Consider the following 21,249-nt stretch of genomic DNA (forward strand, 5'->3'; position numbering starts at 1 on the left):
ATAGTCAGGGGTGGGCAGGGGGTCATACGCTGGAGTTCATGGCATCTCCGACGGTTCCGGCGGCCGAGCGCGCGCTGCCCCAGACGTTGATCGATCGGCTGGTGCCGTATGTCGCCTCGGGCGGTGGTGAGACGGCGACGGTCTCCTGTCCGTTCACGGAGGAGGCGCTGGCGGTCGTTCCGGTCTCGGGGAGCGATGACGTTCTCGCGGCCTATGAGCGTGGGCGTGCGGCTCAGGCGGCGTGGGCGAGGATGCCTGTGGGGGAGCGGGTCAAGCCCTTCCTCAGGCTTGTGGACGTGCTCGTCGACCGGCGCGAGGAGATCCTCGACCTCATCCAGTTGGAGACCGGCAAGGCGCGCCGCCATGCGATGGAGGAGTTCCTCGACGTGGCGTTGTGCTCGCTGTACTACGCGCGGCGGGCCTCGCGGCTGCTGGGGCCGCGGCGTAGGCAGGGGCTGCTGCCCGGGCTGACGCGGGTGCGGGAGCTGCGGCATCCGAAGGGTGTCGTGGCGTTGGTCGCGCCGTGGAACTACCCGTTCGCGTTGGGGCCGGGGGACGTCGTGCCCGCGCTGTTGGCGGGCAACGCGGTGATCCACAAGCCGGACACCCAGACGTGTCTGTCCAGTCTGTGGGTCGTGGACCTGTTGGTGGGGGTCGGGCTGCCGCGGGATCTGTGGCAGGTCGTGGTCGGTGAACCGGACGAGATCGGTGATGCGCTGGTGGAGAACGCCGACTATGTGGCGTTCACCGGCTCGACGCGGGGTGGGAAGGCGATCGCGGAGAAGGTCGCGCCGCGGCTCGTCGGCTACTCGCTGGAGCTCGGCGGCAAGAACCCGATGATCGTCATGGCGGACGCCGATGTGGAGCGCACGGCGAAGGGGGCCGTTCGGGCGTGTTTCGCCAATGCCGGGCAACTGTGCGTCTCGATGGAGCGGATGTATGTCCACGAGGACGTCTATGACCGGTTCGTTGCGAGGTTCGTCGAGTTGGTCAAGGGGATGCGGCTCGGGGTCGGGTTGGATTTCGACGCCGAGATGGGGTCGCTGACCTTCCGGCGGCAGCTCGACTCGGTGGTTCGGCAGGTCGATCAGGCCGTTGAGAAGGGCGCGACCGTGCTTGCCGGGGGGAGGCACCGTCCTGATATCGGGCCGCTTTTCTATGAGCCCACGGTTCTCGAAGGTGTGAACGAGGACATGGAGTTGTGGGCGGAGGAGACGTTCGGCCCGGTCGTCGCGCTCTACCGGTATCGCGACGAGGACGACGTCATCGAACGAGCCAACGACACGCCGTACGGGCTGAACGCGTCGGTGTGGACGAGCGACCCGGCGCGGGGGCGTCGTCTCGCCGCGCGGATCCGGGCGGGGACGGTCAACATCAACGACGGGTACGGCGCCGCCTACGGGTCCTACGACTCGCCGATGGGCGGAATGAAGCAGTCCGGGGTGGGACGCCGCCACGGGGCCGAGGGCCTGCTGAAGTTCACCGAGGTCCAGACCGTGGCGAGCCAGCACATCATGGACCTGGCGCCTCCGGGCGGCATGGGCTACGACCGGTTCGCCGACCTCATGGCGACCGGGGTCAAGGTCATGAAGAAGCTGCGGATCAGGTAGGGGCGGCCGTGCGGCAGGACTTCGACGTGCTCGTCGTCGGATCGGGGTTCGGCGGCAGCGTGTCGGCGCTGCGGCTGGTCGAGAAGGGGTACCGGGTCGGGGTGATCGAGGCGGGTCGCCGGTTCGACACGGGCGGAGCGCCGGGGTCGCGGTATCCCGAACTGCCCAGGACAAACTGGCGTGTCAGCCGCTACCTGTGGGCACCGGCGCTCGGGCTCACCGGCATCCAGCGCATCCATCTGATCCGCGGCGCGAAGTCGAGCCGGGTGATGGTGCTGGCGGGCGCGGGTGTCGGAGGCGGGTCGTTGAACTACGCCAACACCCTGTACGTCCCGCCGGAGCCGTTCTTCAAGGACCGGCAGTGGGCCCACATCACCGACTGGCAGGACGAGCTGACGCCCTACTACAGGCAGGCGCAGAGAATGCTCGGCGTCGTCCAGAATCCGACCATCACCGAGGCCGACAAGGTGATGCGGCGGGTCGCCGACCGGATGGGCAAGGGCGACACGTTCGTCCCGACCCCGGTCGGCGTCTACTTCGGGAAGGGGGCGGGCGTCGAGAGCGACGACCCGTACTTCGGCGGGGCGGGGCCACGGCGGCGCGGCTGTGTGGAGTGCGGCGAGTGCATGGTGGGCTGCCGCCACGGCGCGAAGAACATGCTGACGGAGAACTACCTGTACCTCGCGGAGAAGGCGGGGGCGCGGGTGATGCCGCTCAGCCGCGTGACGAGCGTGCGGCCGGTGGACGGCGGCTACGAGGTCGAGATCGTGCGGACCGGGTCGTTCGGACGTGACCGCAGGACGTTCACCGCCGGGCAGGTCGTCTTCGCCGCCGGGACGTACGGGACGCAGAAGCTCCTGCACAAGCTGAAGGCGACCGGCCGCCTCCCGAATCTGTCCGACCGGCTCGGCGCCCTGACCCGTACCAACTCGGAGGCGATCCTCGGCGGCGGCCGGGCGGGCGGCAAGCCCGGCCCCGACTATTCCACGGGCGTCGCGATCACCTCGTCGTTCCACCCGGCTCCGGACACGCACATCGAACCCGTCCGGTACGGGCGCGGCTCCAACCTGCTCGCCGGTCTCCAGACGTTGCTCGTGGACGGTGACCGCCCCGGTGAGAAGCACACGCCCCGCCTGGTGAAGTTCGTCCGGCAGGTGGTGCGCCGTCCCCGTGACATGCTTCAGATGCTCAACGTGCGGCGCTGGTCGGAGCGGACGGTCATCGCGCTGGTCATGCAGACCCGCGACAACTCGATCACGTTGAAGCCCAGGCGAGGGCCGTTCGGATGGGACGTCCGCGCGGCCGCGGGGCACGGCGAGCCCAATCCGACCTGGATTCCGGAAGGGCACGAGGCGACCCGGCTGATCGCGGAGGAGATCGGCGGCGTTCCCGGCGGCACGTGGGGCGACCTGTTCGACGTGCCGATGACGGCCCACTTCCTCGGCGGATGCGCGATCGGCGACTCCGCCGAGACCGGGGTGATCGACCCCTACCACCGGGTCTACGGGCATCCGGGGCTGCATGTCGTGGACGGCTCCGCGATCTCCGCGAACCTGGGCGTCAACCCTTCGCTGACCATCACGGCGCAGGCCGAGCGCGCCATGGCGTGCTGGCCGAACCGGGGCGAGGACGACCCGCGTCCCGCCGTCGGCGCGCCCTACCGGCGGCTCGGTCCCGTCCCGCCGAAGAACCCGGTCGTTCCGGTCGGCGCGCCGGGGGCGCTGAGCCTTCCGATCGTCGACGTCACCTGACCGGGCCACCGCGCGGACGGACGCGGCGAGAACCGTGAAGTTCTCGCCGCGCCACGGATCACTGCGCGCGGTAGCTGGACCACTGGGCCTGCATGCGCTGGTTCTGACCGGGCGTGAACTCGGTCATGCAGGCGTCGTAGCTGTAGTCCATGTAATTGTGGATCGGGTCGACTCCGGCGGCGGGGCAGGTGTCGCGGCCCGTCGGGCAGCCGGACGCCGGGCTCTGCTCGGCGGGGGTGTCGGCGACCTGGTCGCCTTCACCGGAGCAGCCGCCCTGGAAGGTGTGGTAGAGACCCATCCAGTGGCCCACCTCGTGGGTACCGGTGTCGCCCTCGTTGTACTCGGCGAGCGTGCCGCCCGGCAGGCTCTGGTAGTGGACGACGACACCGTCCATCACGGGCGAGTTGCGGTAGCTGCTCGGGAACGTGGCCCAGCCGAGGAGGCTGTTGCCGAGGTCGGCCGTGTAGAAGTTGAGGTCCTGCGCGTTGCCCTGGCGCAGGGCGGTCTTCATCGTCCGTTCGTTGCCCTCAGGGTCGGAGAACCAGGCCGCGTTCTGCGTCCGCTTGGTCTGCGCGTGCGTGAACGTCACACCGCTACTCGCGTAGGCGGCGTTGAGGACGTCGAGCTGCTTCTTCAACGTCGCGTCCGACACATTACCGGCGCTGCCATAGACGACCTGGAAATGCACGCGGACGTTGATGGCGTTGGTCCGCTTCTTCGGCAGCTTGCCGAGACGGGACCTGAAGTCCTTCTCCATCGCCGCGACCTGGGCCGGGCCGGGCTGATTCCGTTCGGTGACGTGGGCTCCGGCTCGAACACGGGCCTGTGCGGGCTGTTCGGCACAGGCGGCGGACGAGGCGGACGGCGCGGCCGTGGGAAGGGGAGCGGCCAGGGCGGCGGGGGCGTACGCCGTGGCGGTGGCGAGCACGCCGACGACGCCGACGATTCCAGCGCGGTTCATTGAACTCCTCGGGGGGCTTGCGCGGGCATGGAGGCGCGCGCATCGGGGGAGCGGAGTTACTGCTGGAACCAGAGTGGAGCGGAGTAAACATTCCGTCTTTGGCAAAATTGGACGAATTGGGGCGGTCAACGCTGAATACGGCACCCTAGCGTCCCGGCGTAGCGTGTCCGCATGGACGTCGGACACGAGGTGACGCGCGTACTGGCTGAGATGCGGGCACAGGCCGACCCGGTTCGGGCCGAGCAGGAAAAGCGGTATCTGAAGAGCGAACTAGCCCATATCGGAGTGCCGGTACCGGCTCTGCGCAAGGTGGCGGTGTCGGCGGTGAAGCCCGAACCGACCCGGGACGAGTTGGTCGTTCTTGCCGAAGCCCTCTGGGACGTGACCGACGAGGGGCGTCCGGTGCATGAGGCGCGCATGGCCGCGATCGAGGTGCTCGTCAAGCGGGCCGCGCTGCTGGAGCCACGGGACGTCCGGCTGGCGGAACGGTTCATCCGCGACTCGGCGAGCTGGGTGTACGTGGACCATCTCGCGGAGAAGGTCGTCGGCGGGCTCGTCGTCCGGTACCCGGACCTGGGAACCGTCCTGGACGCGTGGGTCGGCGACCCCTACATGTGGATACGGCGGTCGGCCGTCCTGGCCCTCCTCGCGGGCGTCCGGGCGGGGGACCCCGATCTGGAGAGACTCGACCGGTTCGGGGACGCCGTACTCGGTGAGACCGACTTCTTCATCCGCAAGGCCCTCGGCTGGGTCCTGCGTGAACTGTCGAAGAAGGACCCGGACTGGGTGGTGGCCTGGGTTCTCCCCCGAACGGGAGCCCTCTCCGGTGTCACGCTACGGGAGGCCGTTCGCCGACTCCCGGAGGAGGACGCCGCCCTCATCCTCAACCGCTGACACGCCGTGTGGCCGAGGGCCGCTCTGAGGCACGTCCAGGCGTGGACTCCAGTACACGGCACCGGTCCGGCGGCGTGCGCTCCACGTGACTCCCCCCGTCCAGAGCACAAGTCGCCCATCGGACGGGGTGCGGGCGATCCGGGAACTGGTGGAGGGTCGCTTCTCGGGAGCGGCGAGGGCGTGGTCGGGCCGCTCGTCGGGCGGCAGGCCCACGTCCCAGGCATCAGGTCCGCGTACGCCCTGGCCGATACCCCCGAATGCCGGACGCATCTGATCTACCGGTGCACCAAGCGCCCGGGCCGGGCGGCGGTTTCGGGATCAGGTGCGGTAAGCCTTCCACACGTTGTGGATGCGGGCGCCCTGACCGGCGGTGAACGACGTCATGCACGTGTCGTAGCTGTAGTCCATGTAGTTGTGCACCGGGTCCGCACCGGGGGAGGGGCAGGTGTCCTTGCCGGTCGGGCAGCCGTTGGTGGGGTCGCGTTCGGCCGGGGTGTCGGCGACCCGGTCGCCCTTGCCGCCACAGCCGTCCTGGAACGTGTGGTAGAGCCCCAGCCAGTGGCCGACCTCGTGGGTGGCGCTGAACCCCTTGTTGAAGTTGTCGATGGCACCGCCCGGCATGCTGCCGTAATGGATGGTCACGCCGTCCAGCTTCGGCTCGGTCTTGTACTTCCATGGGAACGTCGACCAGCCGAGCAGGTCTCCGCCTATGTGGCTGCTGTAGAGGTTCAGTGTGCTCTTGCCGCCCTTGCGCAGCCGGGGTTTGTACGTCTGCTCGTACCGTTCCGGGTCGTTGAACCAGGCGGCGTTGTCGGTACGGGTCACGGCGCGGAGTTCGAAGGAGACACCGGTGTCGGCGCCTCCGTTCCGTCCGGCGTAGGAGTCGTTCAGGGTGCTGATCTGGCTGTCGATCGCCGCGGCGGACACATTGCCCTTGGCGCCGTTGTGGAGTACGTGGAAATAGACGGGAACCCGGATCGGCGCGGCGACGCGCAGGGCGGCACCGGCCGACTGACGGCCCGGGGCGATGCCGAGCCCGCGCAGGACCTGGTCGAGGCGCTGTTCGACGTCGGCGGCCTCCCGGGGAGTCAGATCGTTGTGCTCCCGGTGGCCGTGCGCTCCCGGCCGGAGTCGCGCGTCGGCGTGCGCGCAGTCGTCCGAAGACGCGGCGGCGCCCTGGGTGGGGCCGGACGGCAGAGCCGGGACGAAGGCGGCGATCAGGGCGGTGACGGCGAGCAGCTTCACGGCACTCCTAGGGAGGACGCTTGCGGACGGGACCAGTGAATACAGAGCGTCATCAACAGGTATCAGAGCGAAGTCTTCCCGCGAGTGTGATCAAGGTAAACGGATGCCGACCGTTATCGGTGGATCGCATGTTGTGACGGCCGCGACAGGGTGCGCGCATCGGCGCAGGCGGGCGGCCCGTAGACTGAAGGGGTCGTTTCGGCCCTTGCGAAAGGCGTTGTTGGTGGTCGCAGACCAGTCCTTTGACACCGTTCTCGTCGTCGACTTCGGTGCCCAGTACGCGCAACTGATCGCGCGGCGTGTCCGCGAGTGCCACGTGTTCAGCGAGATCGTGCCGTCCACCATGTCCGCGGCGGAGATGCTGGCCCGGAAACCGAAGGCGATCATCCTGTCGGGCGGTCCGGCGTCGGTGTACGAGGAGGGCGCCCCGGCCGCGCCGGACGGGCTGTTCGACCTCGGCGTCCCCACGTTCGGGATCTGCTACGGCCACCAGGTGATGGCGAGGGCCCTCGGCGGCACGGTGGAGAACTCCGACGTCGCCGAGTTCGGTGGCGCGACCCTCACCGTCGCGGCCCCGGGAATGCTGTTCGCCGGGTTGCCGCACGAGCAGCCGGTGTGGATGTCGCATCGCGACCATGTCAGCCGCGCGCCGTCCGGGTTCATCGTGACGGCCAGCACCGACGTGACGCCGGTCGCGGGCATGGAAGACCGCGAACGCGGCTTCTTCGGCGTCCAGTTCCATCCCGAGGTGCTGCACACCGAGCAGGGCATGGAGGTGCTGCGACGGTTCCTGTACGAGGGCGCCGGGTGCCGTCCGAACTGGACGATGGTCAACATCGCGGACGAGTCGATCGAGGCCGTCCGGGAGCAGGTGGGGCACAAGCGGGCGATCTGCGGGCTGTCCGGCGGCGTGGACTCCGCGGTCGCCGCGGCGCTCGTCCAGCGCGCCATCGGCGACCAGTTGACCTGCGTGTTCGTCGACCATGGGCTGTTGCGCAAGGGCGAGGCCGAGCAGGTCGAGAAGGACTTCGTGGCAGCGACCGGGGTGAACCTGCACGTCGTGGACGCCCAGGAGCGTTTCCTCGCGGCCCTCGACGGCGTCTCCGACCCCGAACAGAAGCGCAAGATCATCGGCCGTGAGTTCATCCGGGTGTTCGAAGAGGCGGCGCGGCAGATCGTGGGTGAGGACGCGCCCGAACCGGTCGAGTTCCTCGTCCAGGGCACCCTCTACCCGGACGTCGTCGAGTCGGGCGGCGGCACCGGCGCGGCCAACATCAAGTCGCACCACAATGTCGGCGGGCTTCCGGACGATCTCCAGTTCACGCTGGTCGAGCCGCTGCGGAGCCTGTTCAAGGACGAGGTCCGCGCGCTCGGCGAGCAGCTCGGCCTGCCGTCGGAGATCGTCTGGCGCCAGCCGTTCCCCGGTCCCGGTCTCGGCATCCGCATCATCGGCGCCGTGACCCGTGAGCGTCTCGAGATCCTCCGCGACGCCGACGCGATCGCCCGCGCGGAACTCACCGCCGCCGGGCTCGACCGCGACATCTGGCAGTTCCCCGTCGTGCTGCTGGCGGACGTCCGGTCCGTCGGCGTCCAGGGCGACAGCCGCACCTACGGCCACCCGATCGTGCTGCGCCCGGTGACGAGCGAGGACGCGATGACGGCCGACTGGGCGAAACTCCCCTACGACCTGCTGCGGCGGATCTCGACCCGCATCACCAACGAGGTCCGCGAGGTCAACCGGGTCACGGTCGACATCACGTCCAAGCCGCCGGGCACCATCGAATGGGAGTGATCCCACGCGCGTGAGAAGGCCCGGGTGCGGTTCGCACCCGGGCCTTTCGCGTGTCGTGTGTCTCAGACGGCGGCCGGGGCCAGCACGGCCTCGGCGTCGAGGGTCGCGGCAGTCGCGTTCACGACGGCGGCGATGCGCAGCGCCTCCTGGACGAGTTCGCGCGACAGCCCCGCCTCGCGGAGAACCTTCTCGTGCGACTCCAGGCACCGTCCGCATCCGTTGATCGCGGACACGGCCAGGCACCACAGCTCGAAGTCCACCTTGTCCACCCCGGGACGGCCGATGATGGACATGCGCAACTTGGCGGGCAGCGTCGCGTACGTCTCGTCCCCGATCAGGTGGGTGGCGCGGTAGTACACGTTGTTCATCGCCATGATGGAGGCGGCGCCCTTGGCCGCCTCGAACGCCTCGGCGGACAGGTGGTCGCCCGCGTCCTCGGCCAGCTCGCGGATGACGACGGCGCTGCGCGTGGCGAACGCGCAGGCCAGCACCGTTCCCCACAGCTGCTGGTCGGTGAGCTGGGAGGTGGAGGTCAGCGAGCCCAGGTTGAGCTTGGTGTCCTTGGCGTAGCCCGGAAGGGCGGCCTTCAGAGTGTCCACGCCCATGGTCAGACCCCGGCCAGCAGCTTGCCGGCGTCGAGCGTGTCCTCGCCCTTGTTCCAGTTGCAGGGGCACAGCTCGTCGCTCTGCAGCGCGTCCAGCACCCGCAGGACCTCCTTGACGTTCCGGCCGACGGAACCTGCGGTCACCATGCTGAACTGGATCTCGTTGTTCGGGTCGACGATGAACGTCGCGCGCTGCGCCACACCGTCCTCGGTGAGGATGCCGAGGGCGGACGACAGCTCCCGGTTCAGGTCGGACAGCATCGGGAACGGGATGTCCCGCAGGTCCGGGTGGTCCTTGCGCCAGGCGAAGTGGACGAACTCGTTGTCGACGGACGCGCCGAGCACCTGGGCGTCGCGGTCGGCGAAGTCCTCGTTGAGACGCCCGAACTCGGCGATCTCCGTCGGACACACGAAAGTGAAGTCCTTCGGCCAGAAGAACACGACGCGCCACTGGCCCTCGTAGGACTTGTGGTTGATCTTCTCGAAGGCGTTGTCCGGGTCGAGCGAGACGCAGGCGGTGAGCTCGTACTCGGGGAACTGGTCACCGACAGTAAGCACGTTGCTCCTTCGTCGTAGCTGAGGGATGCGCCTTCGTCGAGGAAGGCGCAGGCAGGCCGCCGTGCTCCGGTTCGGCGGCTGATGTCACTCAGCGTGCCTCAGGCCCATAGAGAAGAGAAATCGATCCGTCCCCGTGCGGCCATAGGAGCTACCTATCAATCACAGTCCGCAACGCTGTGAGCTGGGAGTTCGCGATGGTGCGCTCGGCGGGCATCACTCTGTGTGGCGGGTGAGTGGGGAACGTCACTCGCCCGGACGCCCCGAATGCCCGGCCCGGGTCACTGTCTGTGATGAAGCGCGGGTAAAGTCTCAGGTGGAATGGCGATCAGTAGACCGACGGTGGCGCAGTTGCGGGCGTTCCTCGCGCTCGCCGAGCACCTGCATTTCGGCGACGCCGCCGCCGCGCTGCGGATGAGCCAGCCCGCGCTGTCCGGCGCGGTGGCCGCGCTGGAGGACACCCTGGAGACCCGGCTCGTCGAGCGGACGACCCGGAAGGTGCTGCTCACCCCGGCGGGCCGGCGGGTCGCGCGGCGCGCCGAGGTCGTCATGGCGGAACTCGATCGGCTGGTCGAGGAGGTCAGAGCCGTCCGTGGACCGCTGGTGGGGCCGCTCAGCGTGGGTGTGATCCCGACCGTCGCGCCGTACCTGCTGCCGATCGTGCTGCCGAGGCTCGCCAAGGAGTACCCGAAGCTGGAGCTGTCGGTGCACGAGGAGCAGACCGACCAGATCGTCGCCGAACTTCTCGCCGGACGCCTCGACGTCGTCCTGCTGGCGCTGCCCATGCCCGAGTCGGGCGTGACCCAGATCCCTCTCTACGACGAGGATTTCGTGCTCGCCGCGCCCGCCGAGTTCGAGCCGGCGCCCGGGTCGGCGGGCGTCTCCCGGGCCGCGCTGAACGACCTGGACGTGATCCTGCTCAACAAGGGGCACTGCCTGCGCGACCAGGCCCTGGACGTCTGCCGCGAGGTCGGCGCGCGGGCCGCCGCCACCTACGCGACGAGCCTGGCGACGCTGGTGCAGCTCGTGTCGGGCGGGCTCGGGGTGACGCTGGTCCCGGAGACCGCGCTGCCCGTGGAGACCCGCCGCGCCCCGAACCTGTCGGTGCACCGGTTCGCCGCGCCCGCCCCGCACCGGCGGATCGGGCTCGGGTTCCGGTCGACGTCGCCGCGCGCCGGGGAGTTCGAGACGCTCGCCGAGAGCCTTCGCGACGCCGTCGCCGAGGCGGGGTTCCCGGCGGGTGTCCGGCTCGCCTGACGGCGCCCGCAGGGAGGCGGCCTGAACCCGCCCTGAACCCGCCCTGAACCCGTCCGTTCGGACGGTCACCCGGCGGTCAACGGTCTCCTCGACGTCGCCGCGCGCCGGGGAGTTCGAGACGCTCGCCGAGAGCCTTCGCGACGCCGTCGCCGAGGCGGGGTTCCCGGCGGGTGTCCGGCTCGCCTGACGGCGCCCGCCGGGAGGCCGGCCTGAACCCGCCCTGAACCCGTCCGTCCGGACGGTCACCCGGCGGTCAACGGTCTCCAGGAGAGGTCAAGTCTGTGTCAGGGGACGGCCTGGCAATCGCGATGCGAGTTCAGATGGTCGCGGAAGGTCACCATGCTCGTGGGTCGAGGAGGAGGCCCCATGTCCCCGAAGCTCAGCGTCGTCGTGCCGTTCCACAACACCGAGGAGTTCATCCGGGAATGCCTGGAATCGCTGGCCGGGCAGACGCTGCGCGACCTTGAGGTGATCATGGTGGACGACGGGTCCACCGACAACGGCGCCGTGATCGCCAAGGAGATGTGCGAGGGGGACCCGCGGTTCCGGCTGGTGACGCGGGACCACGAGGGCCCCGGGCCCGCGCGGAACGCGGGGGTGCGGCAGGCGAGGGGGGAGTACCTGGCCTTCGCCGACGCCGATGACCTGGTCGAGCGTGAGGCCTACGCGCGGCTGGTCGGGTCGCTGGAGCGGACGGGGTCCGACATCGCGTCCGGCAACGTTCACCGAATGGACGCCGACCGGACGTGGCAGTCGCACCTGCACGACGGAGTGTTCACGGCGTCTTGTTCGAGGACGCATGTGTCGTCCAAGCCGTTGCTCATGCGTGACCGGACGCCATGGAACAAGGTGTACCGGCTGGATTTCTGGCAACGCGTCGGCCTGGAGTTCCCGAAGGGCTACTACGAGGACCCGCCCGTCACGGCGCGCGCGCACGCGTTGGCCCGTTCCGTGGATGTCCTGAGCGACACGGTCTACTACTGGCGCAAACGGCCCGGTTCCATCACCGAGGAGCGGTACGACTGGGACAACATCACGCAACGCCTGTCCTCCGCGCGCGCACTGCGCGACGGCATGGCCGAGTACGCGCCACGTCTTCTGAACGCCTACGACGAGCACGCCCTGGTGGGAATCGAGTTGCGCGTCCTGTTCGAGGCGCTGCCCAGAACTCAGGACGCGCAGCGTGAGGAACTCGTCGCGATCGGAGCGGATCTGGCGCGACGCATCAGCCCACGCGTGCTGAAGCGGCTTCCCGCGATCACGCGCCTGCAACTGCACCTGCTGTGTCGGCGGACGTTGCCGGAACTGCTGGAGGTGCTGCGTTTCGTGCAGCTGCGGAAGGCGGGGGACGTGCCGAGGGTGCGGCGGGGGCCGCGACGCCGCTGGTACGCGGAGTTCCCGTTCTTCGAGGACGAGGACCTGGCCGTCCCGCCGCACGTGTACGACGTCACCGACGAACTGAGGCCGGTCGCGGCGATCGACCGGGCCGAGTGGGTGGACGATCGGCTCCGCATCGAGGGCCACGCCTACATCCGGCACCTGGACTCCTCGACCGAGGACGGTTCCCGCATCCGCGTGTGGCTGGTGGCGTCGAACAAGCGGGGCCTCATCCGCGTGCCGATCCGGCGGGTCCGGCGGCCGGACGTGACCGCGCGGTCGAGGCAGTCGGCGGTGTCCTATGACTGGTCCGGGTTCGTCGCCGACATCGATCCGTCGTCGCTGCGGATGTTCGGGCGCTGGCGCGACGTCGACTGGGTGCCGTTCGTCGAGATCACCAACCGGGGGTTGCGGCGGCGGACCACGTTCTCGAACCCGAAGCTGACCCGTCGGCAGTGGCCGGACGACCGCGAGTGCGCGCCCGGCGTCCTCGTCCAGGGTGTCGCCGGGAGCAGGCGGTTCGTTCTTCAGGTGCGGCGGACGACGATGGCGGTCGAGGCCTGCCGCCTGGAACGCGGCGAGCTGTGGCTGGACGGCCGGAGCAGCGTCCCGCTCGGCGACGACCCGGCGGTCGTCGCGGTGCCGAGGGTCGGCCGGGCGACCGTCACGGGACCCGTCGAACCGCTCACCGACACCCGCGCCCAAAACGACGGGGACCGGGACGGCGGGTTCCGGGCCAGGCTGCCGGTCGCCGAGCTGATGGGACGTCCGGGCGACTGGGAGATCACCCTGCCCGGTGGTGTGCGGCCCTACCTGGACGAGGAACCTGCCGGTACCGCGTTCCGCGTTCCCGGTGGAGAAGTCGAACTCGCCAGGACGCGGCGCGGCACGCTGCGTGTCGTTGCCCGGGAACTGGTCCTTGCCGTGGACGCGGTGGCCTGGTCGTCGGACGGTCACCTGCACCTACGAGGAACGTGCAGCGACCATGCGGGACGGCCGGGCGCACTCGTCGTTCGGCGCCGACGGTCGTCGGAGGAGCACACGGTCACACTGCGCTGGAACGGTGACCGGTTCACCGCCAAGTTCTGTCCCGCGCGGATGCCGGTGCTCGGATTCTCCCGTCCGCTGGTCGCGGGCCGCTGGGACGTCGTCGCGACCGTCGGCGAACAGGAACGACCGGTCGTCGTCAGGCGACACACCCTCCGCGACCTGCCGGAGCCGTTCGAGGCGGGTCTGCACAGGATCACGGTGCGCGCCCAGAAGACCGACCAGTTGCAACTCCTGATCGAAACGGCCCTGGACGACGACGAACGCGGAGCCTACGCGCAGAGCCGCCTCCGCTCCGGGCACTACCGGCGCCACCTGAACCTGCCCGTACGCGAACTGGCCGTGTTCGACGCCTACAAGGGACGCCAGTACTCCTGCAACCCCCGCGGCATCTACGACGAGCTTCGACGGCGTGGAACCGACCTCGAATGCGTGTGGGTCACCGAGAACGGCCAGTTCGGCAAGCCCGCCGGTGCCCGAACCGTCCTGACCGGTACACGCGAGTACTACGAGGCCCTGGCCCGCGCCCGCTATGTCTTCGGCAACTGGTCACAGCAGGAGTGGTTCACCAAACACGAAGACCAGACATATGTGCAGTGCTGGCACGGGACGCCGTTGAAGAAGCTCGGATACGACGTCAAGCAGATGCCGTACAAGCGCACCGAGGGCGTCGACTGGATGCGACACGACGTCCCCCAATGGGATCTGCTGCTCGCCCAGAACACGTTCTCCGTGCCGCTGTTCCGGCGCGCGTTCGGCTACACCGGCGACGTCATCGTCAGCGGCTATCCCCGCAACGACATCCTGAACAGCCCCCACCGGGCCGAGATCGGCGCGGCGGTGCGGCGGCGCCTCGGCATCCCGGAGGGCAAACGCGTCGTCCTGTACGCGCCGACATGGCGGGACGACTTCCATCTGGCGATCGGCAAGCGGGCGTTCCGCCTGGAACTCGACATCGACAGGTTCAGGACGGCGCTGGGTCGCGACCATGTCCTGCTCCTGCGCACCCACTATCTCGTGACCGACCGGCCGAAGCTGCGTCCCGGCGACTGCGTCATCGACGTCTCCGTCTACCCCGACATCTCCGAACTGTTCCTCATCAGCGACGTCCTCGTCACGGACTACTCGTCGGCCATGTTCGACTTCGCCGTCACCGGGCGCCCGATGGTGTTCTTCACCTACGACCTCGAGCGATACCGCGACCATGTGCGCGGTTTCTACTTCGACTTCGACGCCGAGGCACCCGGTCCGCTGCTGCGCACCTCGCAGGAGGTCGTGGACGCCCTGCGCGAGCCGTCCGCGCTCGACGCCGGGTTCCGGGACGCGCGGGCCGCGTTCGCCGCGCGGTACTGCCCGCTCGACGACGGTCACGCCGCATCCCGAGTGCTCGACCGGGTCCTGCGACCCGCCCACTGACAACCCCATCACGGAGCCACACGTGTCACCTCAGATCAGCATCATCGTCCCGATCCGCGACACCGGGACAAACCTGGCGGAATGCCTCCAATCCCTGGCCTGGCAGACGCTGCGCGACCTTGAGGTGCTCATGGTTGACGAGCGACCGGCGGAGAAACGACCAAGAGACGAACAGGATGGCAAGTCCGTCGCCGCGGAGTTCGCCGACAACGACGACCGCTTCACGCTCATTCGACCGTGCTGCGCGCGGCCCACGATGCGGGGCGGCGGGCTGGACTCGGCCGTCGAACGGGCCAAGGGGCGGTATCTCGCCTTCGTCGACGGTGACGACACGCTGCCGCCGTACGCGTACGAACTCCTGGTCGGCACACTGGAATCGACCGGGTCCGATCTCGTCGGCGGAAACGTCATGCGCCTGGACGGGACGCAGGTGCACCAGTCCCCGATGCACGCCCAGGCCTACGCCACGACCGTCCAGTCGACGCACGTGACCCGCCACGCCGCCCTCCTCCAGGACAGGACGGTCCGCAACAAGGTCTTCCGGCGCACCTTCTGGGACGCGCACAGCTTCAAGGCTCCCTTGACGACAGAAACACAGGACGCGCTCGTCGCCGTGCAGACCCAGCTCCTGGCGAAGGCCGTGGACGTCCTCGACACGACCGTCTACTACTGGCGGGACCGTCCGGGAACGGCGACACGGCTCCGTCATGACCCTGCGGACATCACCGACCGGATGGCCGCCCTTGCGACCGTTCGGAGACTTGTCGCCGACCACGCGCCGGAGCTTCTCACCGTCCACGACGGCTACGCCCTGGATACAGAGGTGCGCGCGCTGATCCTCGCCCTGCCCGGAGCCACTTGGCAGGAGCGTGAACGCCTCGTCGAACTGGGCGCCGAGGTCGTCGCCTCCATGGCCGACACCGCCGCCGAGGGCCTGATATCGATCAGGCGGCTGGAGACCCACCTGCTCGGTGCGCGAATGCTGCCCGAACTCCTGGAGGTGCTCCGCTTCGAGGAGTTCGGTCTGCGGGACGTGCCGATCGTCCAGCAGGGCCGCGTCCGGCAGCGCTGGTACGCCCGCTATCCCTTCTACGGTGACGTGGAACGCGGCATCCCCGAAGAGGTGTACGACGTCACCGACGAGGTTCGCCTCCGCGCCGAGGTGAACCGCGTCGACTGGGACGTGGACACGCTCATCGTCGAGGGGCACGCCCACTTCGAACGGTTCGAGGTGGCGTCGGCGACGGACTCCCGTATCCGTGTCTGGATGCGCGACGTCAGGACGGGCAAGGAGATCCGCCTGCCGGTCGAACGCGTCCGCTACCCGGAGGCCACCGCCCGGTCCGAACAGTCGACCGTCTCCTACGAATGGGCCGGTTTCTGCGTCCGGGTCGAGCCCGACTACCTCCTGGACGGCGACGAATGGCGAACCGCCACCTACGAACTGTTCGTGGAGGTGTCGACGGCGGGACGTAAGGCCGTCCGGCGGCTGGAGGCGGAGAATCCGGCCGTCCGCTGGACCGCCGCGCGGCAGGTGGACGAGCATGTCGCCGTCCAGCCGGCGGCGGGCGACGACGATGTGTTCGTCGTCCATGTCAAACGCGCCAAGGCCGTCCTCACCGGCATCCGCGGGGACGGCGACATGCTCGAACTGACCGGATGGACGCGGCGTGCCCTCGGCGTGGGCGCCGCCGTGGTCGCCGCGCGGCGGCACGGCGGCGCGGAGGTCCGTGGCGAGGTGACGCTGCGCCAGTCGACCGTGGTGCGGATGGCGGCGGGCACCGGCTTCGACTTCACCGCGAGACTGCCCATGCGGAGCCTGATCTCCGTTCCGGACGGGCACGAGCACACGCTGGGCCACCGCCCGCACCTGCGGGACGCCATCGACTGGGACATCCGCCTGACCGGCGAGGGCGGCCCCATGAGGCTCACCGTCGCGAGCAACGTCACCCCCACCCGCCACGCCCTCCCGACCATCCCGGAACGCGGACGGGAGTTCGTCCTGACACGGACCGCCTTCGGGAACCTGCGCGGTGTGGAGCGCAGCTTCCGGCCGGTGGTGACGGCGGTGGAGTGGGACGCGAACGGCGTCTTGACCCTGGTCGGCGACTTCGCCGACCCGGTGGACCGACCCGACCACTTCGTCCTGCGGCGGCGCCGGTCAGGGGACGAGCACCGCCTCACCGTCACCTGGGAACGCGGCCGGTTCACCGCCGCGTTCACGCCCGGGACGATGTCCGTGTTCGGAACCGACCTGCCGTTGAGCAGCGGAACATGGGAACTGCTGGCGCGTGCGAGTACCGGAGAGGTGGCCGTCGTCGTCGAACGTGACGTGATCCCGAGCCTGCCCGGCTGGTGGCGCGTGGGAACGCACGAATTCGAGGTCGGCGTGTACCAGACGGACGCGGTACGGCTTCGCAGCCGCCCCGCCCTGGACGACGACGAACGCAGCCCACACGCACAACTGCTCCTCCAGCAGCGTGACTACCCCGTCTATCTGCGGAGCCCGCTCTCCAACGTCGTCGTGTTCGACAGCCACGGCGGCACCCAGTACAGCTGCAACCCCCGGGCCATCTACGAGGAACTGACCCGTCGGATGCCCGACGTGGAATGTGTGTGGATTTCCCAGGACGGCCAGTTCGCGGTCGACGGGAACGCACGAACAGTCTTGGCGGGAACCCGCGAGCACTACCGCGTCCTCGCACGCGCCCGTTACGTCATCACCAACCATGGATTGCCGCCCTGGTACGTCAAGCGGGACGGTCAGACCTGCGTCCAGACATGGCACGGCACCCCGCTGAAGCGGCTCGGTCACGAACTCGGCGACATGCCGTACCACCGGACGGCGCGGTTCGACTGGATGGACCGGGAAGTGGGCCGGTGGGATCTGCTGCTGTCCCCGAGTCCCTTCGCCACACAGGTCATGCGCCGTGCGTTCCGGTACGACGGGAAGGTCCTGGAAGCCGGGTACCCGCGCAACGACATCCTGAGCACACCCGAGTGGGAGAGCCTCGGGACCGGTGTACGCAAGCGGCTCGGAATCCCGGACGGCAAGAAGGTCGTCCTGTACGCGCCCACCTGGCGGGACGATCGGTTCCACGCGCCCGGCAGATGCGGGTTCTCCCTGGAACTGGACGTCGAGACCATGCGGAACGCCCTTGGCGACGACCACGTCCTGCTGTTCCGGGCGCACCACCTCGTCACCGAACAGAACCGTCCCGCGACGGACGACTTCCTGGTCGACGTGTCCAGATACCCGGACATCTCCGACCTCTACATGGCGTCCGACGTGCTCGTCACGGACTACTCGTCCGCCATGGTCGACTACGCGATCCTGGGCAGGCCGATCGTCGTCTACGCCTACGACCTGGCCGCCTACCGCGACCACGTGCGCGGCCTCACCTTCGACCTGGAGGCGGAGGCGCCCGGCCCGATCGTGACGACGTCCGCGGAGGTCGCCGACGCGGTCGAGCACGCGTCCGATTCGGAGGAGCGCTACGCCGAGGCCTATGACCGCTTCTTCGTGAAGTACTGCCCGCACGACGACGGCCAGGCGTCGGCCAGGGCCGTCGACCACATCTTCGGTGGCCTCCTCAGCACGGACTGACCGAACGCAACCAACAGAACGGGACATCTCTCAGCGATCTTCACTAAGCTCAACGTTCCGCCCAGCCGATGGCAGAGGAGAGCGTGAGCGCATGAGCGGAGAATTCGTCCCCGCGTCCAACGCCTTAACGGCACGGTGGGCCAAGGACGCCTGCGACGGCACGACCACGGTCCTGTCCGGCGCGGGGGTGTGGCCGCTGCTGGCGTTCCTCGCCGCCGCCTCCCGCGAGCCGGGCCGGGCGGAGTTGCAGGAGGCCATCGGCATCGACGCCGCCGGTGCCGACCGGCAGGCGCGCGTGGCGGTGAGCCTGCTCAAGCACGCGACGGAGGCGGCCGCGCTCGGCGTGTGGACGCACGCGGACCTGCCCGTGGAACCGTGGTGGCGCAAGGTCGTCCCCGCCGAGGCGCGGGGCGAGCTGACCGGCGAACCCGACGCCGACCAGTCCACGCTGGACGAGTGGGCCCGGGAGAACACCGGTGGCGAGTTCACCGAGATGCCGGTTCAGGTCCGCCCGGACACCATGCTCGTCCTCGCGACCGCGCTGACCGTCGACACGCGGTGGCGGGAGCCGTTCGACGCCGTTCCGCTCCGTCCCGAGGAGGGTCCCTGGGCGGGACGCGCCAAGGCTGTGGCGGGCCTCACCCACGCCAGCCAGGACGTCACCCGGCTCGCCCTCGCCCCGGAGACACCGGCGGGACCGGTCACCCTGCTGACCACCCAGGGGGAGGACGAGGTCGACGTCATCCTCTGCCTGGGCGAACCCGAACGCGCCCCCGGAGACGTGCTCGCCGCGGCGATCGAGGCCATCGACGGCAAGCATCGGCTCCGTCGCGGTGAGCGGCTCCTCGAACGGACCCTCGCGGACAAGACCCCCGGCCTGCGGATCGACACGGTCACCTCGTTCGAGCCGCACACCACGCTGCGCGCCACGACCGCGGCCTTCGACATCGCCGCCCACCACGACCTGCTGGCCCGTCCGAAGGTGTTCGGGCTCGCGACCGTCTCCACCATGGACGGGCGCGGCCACCTGCCCGGAATCAGCCGGACGCCACTGGCGGTCGGCGCGGCGGCGCAGGACGTCACCGCGACGTTCTCCGCGGAGGGGTTCCGGGCGTCAGCGGTCACGGCGATGACCGCGGTGCTCGCGGCGGCCCCGATGGCGGAGGCGCAGGTCCTGAACGTCACGTTCGACCGGCCGTTCGGCTTCCTGGTCTGGCACCGGACGAGCAGTCTCGTCCTACTGGCCGGTTGGGTCGCCGAACCCGCAGACCATCCCGAGGAGGACCCCGCCCCCTGACGCCCGTCAGCCCGGGCGGCGGGCCCGCGCAAGCAGGCCCGTGCCCGGCCAGGCACCGCACATCGGCAGCCGCCGTTCGAGGACGGCGGTCAGCCGCAGCGCCTCGTTGACGAACGGATGCAGCGGGGCGAGGTCCTCACGCCGGACCGTGCGGTGCCTGAGACGGCGCAGGAACGGGCGGAGCAGCACGCCCCTGCTCCACACCCGCTCCAGCACGAGTCCGGCGCCCTCGATCAGCTCCACGAACGTGCGGCGCGTGTAGCGGCGGACCCGGCCGAGGGCCACGTCGTGCGCCGACCACAGCGCCATGTCGCACGGCACGGACACCAGCGCCGTCCCGCCGGGCCGCAACACCCGGGTGATCTCCGCCGCCGCGCGCTCGTCGTCCTCGATGTGCGCCAGGACGTCCAGGGCCAGCGCCAGGTCGAACCGGCAGGACTGGAGCGGCAGGTAGCGCGCGTCGCCCTCGTAGGCGGCCACGCCCTGCGCCCGCGCCAACGCGACCGCCACCGGGTTCAGATCGATCGCGGTGGCCTCCCAGCCGTGCTCGGCCAGCACCCGCGAGGCACCGCCCGCCGCGGCCCCGATGTCCACGGCCGTGCCCGGCACGCTGTACCTCAGCAGCTCCGCGGACAGGATCTCCCGGCGCTCCCGATACCACCAGTTGTCGTTCTCGATCCGCGCGATCCGCCGGAGTTCGATGGTGTCCACGGGACAAGCGGACGCCATGGACGGTGGCACGTTCCACCGACATCGCCGTCCGGCGAGGGATCGTTGACCGGTGTTTGACCCCGCGCCGGACGTCAGCGCTTCTTGCGGCGCCGCCGGATGACGAGCCGGATCGCGACCAGCGCCGCGACCAGCCCGCCGACCGCCGGAGCGGCGCGCTTGGCCACCGACGGGCCCGCGAGCTCCAGCATGTCGATCGCGTCTTCCTCCCGCGCCACCCGCAACGGCCGTTCCCGCTTCACCGGTGCCGCGGACTCCGCCCGCTCCTCGACCTCCGCGGGCTCGTCCCGCGCCTCCGGCTCCGCGACCTCCTTCACGGCCTCCTCGGCCGCCTCCGGTTCGACGGGCTTCTCGGAAGTCTCGGGTTCGGCGGCCTTTTCGGATGCCTTCGGTTCGGCGGGTTTCTCGGACGTCTTGGGTTCGGTGGGCTTCTCGGAGGTCTTCGGTTCGGTGGGCTTCTCGGACGTCTTGGGTTCGGCGGCCTTTTCGGACGTCTTGGGTTCGGTGGGCTTCTCGGATGCTTTCGGTTCGGCGGGTTTCTCGGACGTCTTGGGTTCGGTGGGCTTCTCGGACGTCTTCGCTTTGGCGGGCTTCTCGGCCTTCTCCGTCGCGGTGGGCTTGTCCTTCGGCTTCGCCGGGGGCTTCTCGGACGATTCGAGTTCCGCCGCCAGGGCCTTGGCGAACCGGGCGACGAGCTTGGCGCCGACCTCGGACAGGATGTTGCGGCCGAACTGCGCGGGCCGACCCGTCACGTTGAGCTTCGTGTGGACGGTCACGCGGGTCGTGCCGTCCTCCTCGTGCAGTTTCGCCTGGACGGTCGACGACGCCGTCCCCGAACCGCGCGCCTCCTTACCGGACGCCTCCAACGTCACCGTCCGGGACGACTCGTCGGCGGACACGATCCGCGCGGTCCCGCGATAGGTGATGGTCATCGCGCCGACCTTCACCTTCAACCGGCCCTTGTACTCGTCGCCTTCGGCGGAGTCGAGGGTCGCGCCCGGCATGCAGGTCGCGACGCGCTCCACGTCGAGCAGCACCGGCCAGGCCTGATCCACCGGCACGGGGACGGTGAAATCGTGGTCGAGCTCCATGATCGGTGTCCTTATC

Annotated in this window: 14 protein-coding genes; 8 read left to right on the forward strand and 6 right to left on the reverse strand. The window is 69.6% G+C overall.

Annotated elements, in window-relative coordinates; translation table 11 throughout:
• Nucleotides 1-38 precede the first annotated feature (38 nt).
• Both BZB76_RS07455 and BZB76_RS07460 read left to right on the forward strand, forming a co-directional pair.
• A complete protein-coding gene (locus BZB76_RS07455; protein WP_121433587.1) occupies nucleotides 39-1,610 on the forward strand; it encodes a succinic semialdehyde dehydrogenase in 1,572 nt (523 codons plus the stop codon).
• A gap of 8 nt (nucleotides 1,611-1,618) precedes the next feature.
• On the forward strand, nucleotides 1,619-3,361 hold the full coding sequence (locus tag BZB76_RS07460) for a GMC oxidoreductase (RefSeq protein ID WP_121433588.1): 1,743 nt from the start codon (nucleotides 1,619-1,621) through the stop codon (nucleotides 3,359-3,361).
• Nucleotides 3,362-3,419: 58 nt separating this feature from the next.
• Here the strand turns inward: BZB76_RS07460 and BZB76_RS07465 are convergent, their stop codons facing one another.
• Nucleotides 3,420-4,322 carry a zinc metalloprotease gene (locus BZB76_RS07465; RefSeq protein ID WP_121433589.1) on the reverse strand — a complete coding sequence of 301 codons (903 nt, stop codon included), beginning with the start codon at nucleotides 4,320-4,322 and terminating at the stop codon, nucleotides 3,420-3,422.
• A 171-nt stretch (nucleotides 4,323-4,493) separates the two neighbouring features.
• Between BZB76_RS07465 and BZB76_RS07470 the strand changes: the two genes are divergently transcribed.
• Entirely contained in the window at nucleotides 4,494-5,216 is a 723-nt protein-coding gene (locus BZB76_RS07470; protein ID WP_121433590.1) for a DNA alkylation repair protein, read from the forward strand.
• A gap of 318 nt (nucleotides 5,217-5,534) precedes the next feature.
• Here BZB76_RS07470 and BZB76_RS07475 read toward each other — a convergent pair whose 3' ends face one another.
• On the reverse strand, nucleotides 5,535-6,461 hold the full coding sequence (locus tag BZB76_RS07475) for a zinc metalloprotease (RefSeq protein WP_246006807.1): 927 nt from the start codon (nucleotides 6,459-6,461) through the stop codon (nucleotides 5,535-5,537).
• Nucleotides 6,462-6,678: 217 nt separating this feature from the next.
• Between BZB76_RS07475 and guaA the strand changes: the two genes are divergently transcribed.
• Nucleotides 6,679-8,253, forward strand: a complete 1,575-nt coding sequence (gene guaA / locus BZB76_RS07480) for a glutamine-hydrolyzing GMP synthase (RefSeq protein WP_121433591.1) — start codon at nucleotides 6,679-6,681, stop codon at nucleotides 8,251-8,253.
• A 62-nt stretch (nucleotides 8,254-8,315) separates the two neighbouring features.
• On the opposite strand, the gene ahpD is transcribed toward guaA, so the two are convergent.
• Both ahpD and BZB76_RS07490 read right to left on the reverse strand, forming a co-directional pair.
• Complete coding sequence (ahpD, locus tag BZB76_RS07485) at nucleotides 8,316-8,858, reverse strand: alkylhydroperoxidase, AhpD family (protein ID WP_121433592.1); 543 nt, start codon at nucleotides 8,856-8,858, stop codon at nucleotides 8,316-8,318.
• A 2-nt stretch (nucleotides 8,859-8,860) separates the two neighbouring features.
• Nucleotides 8,861-9,415, reverse strand: coding sequence for a peroxiredoxin (locus tag BZB76_RS07490; protein WP_121433593.1), 555 nt, complete (start codon nucleotides 9,413-9,415; stop codon nucleotides 8,861-8,863).
• A gap of 318 nt (nucleotides 9,416-9,733) precedes the next feature.
• Here BZB76_RS07490 and BZB76_RS07495 point away from each other — a divergent pair, with 318 nt between their 5' ends.
• From BZB76_RS07495 to BZB76_RS07510, 4 genes are all read left to right on the forward strand, one after another.
• Nucleotides 9,734-10,669 (forward strand): hydrogen peroxide-inducible genes activator, encoded by a 936-nt coding sequence (locus BZB76_RS07495; RefSeq protein ID WP_121433594.1) that lies wholly within the window; start codon nucleotides 9,734-9,736, stop codon nucleotides 10,667-10,669.
• A gap of 366 nt (nucleotides 10,670-11,035) precedes the next feature.
• Entirely contained in the window at nucleotides 11,036-14,509 is a 3,474-nt protein-coding gene (locus tag BZB76_RS07500; protein ID WP_121433595.1) for a bifunctional glycosyltransferase/CDP-glycerol:glycerophosphate glycerophosphotransferase, read from the forward strand.
• 22 nt (nucleotides 14,510-14,531) lie between these two features.
• Entirely contained in the window at nucleotides 14,532-18,116 is a 3,585-nt protein-coding gene (locus BZB76_RS07505; RefSeq protein ID WP_170180539.1) for a bifunctional glycosyltransferase/CDP-glycerol:glycerophosphate glycerophosphotransferase, read from the forward strand.
• A gap of 91 nt (nucleotides 18,117-18,207) precedes the next feature.
• Entirely contained in the window at nucleotides 18,208-19,413 is a 1,206-nt protein-coding gene (locus BZB76_RS07510) for a serpin family protein (protein ID WP_121433597.1), read from the forward strand.
• A 6-nt stretch (nucleotides 19,414-19,419) separates the two neighbouring features.
• Here BZB76_RS07510 and BZB76_RS07515 read toward each other — a convergent pair whose 3' ends face one another.
• Together BZB76_RS07515 and BZB76_RS35760 are read right to left on the reverse strand one after the other, a co-directional pair.
• On the reverse strand, nucleotides 19,420-20,124 hold the full coding sequence (locus BZB76_RS07515; protein WP_121433598.1) for a class I SAM-dependent methyltransferase: 705 nt from the start codon (nucleotides 20,122-20,124) through the stop codon (nucleotides 19,420-19,422).
• A 92-nt stretch (nucleotides 20,125-20,216) separates the two neighbouring features.
• Nucleotides 20,217-21,233, reverse strand: a complete 1,017-nt coding sequence (locus BZB76_RS35760; RefSeq protein ID WP_246006808.1) for an SRPBCC family protein — start codon at nucleotides 21,231-21,233, stop codon at nucleotides 20,217-20,219.
• Nucleotides 21,234-21,249 lie beyond the last annotated feature (16 nt).

This window comes from Actinomadura pelletieri DSM 43383 (assembly GCF_003634705.1).
Taxonomy (GTDB): Bacteria; Actinomycetota; Actinomycetes; order Streptosporangiales; family Streptosporangiaceae; genus Spirillospora; species Spirillospora pelletieri.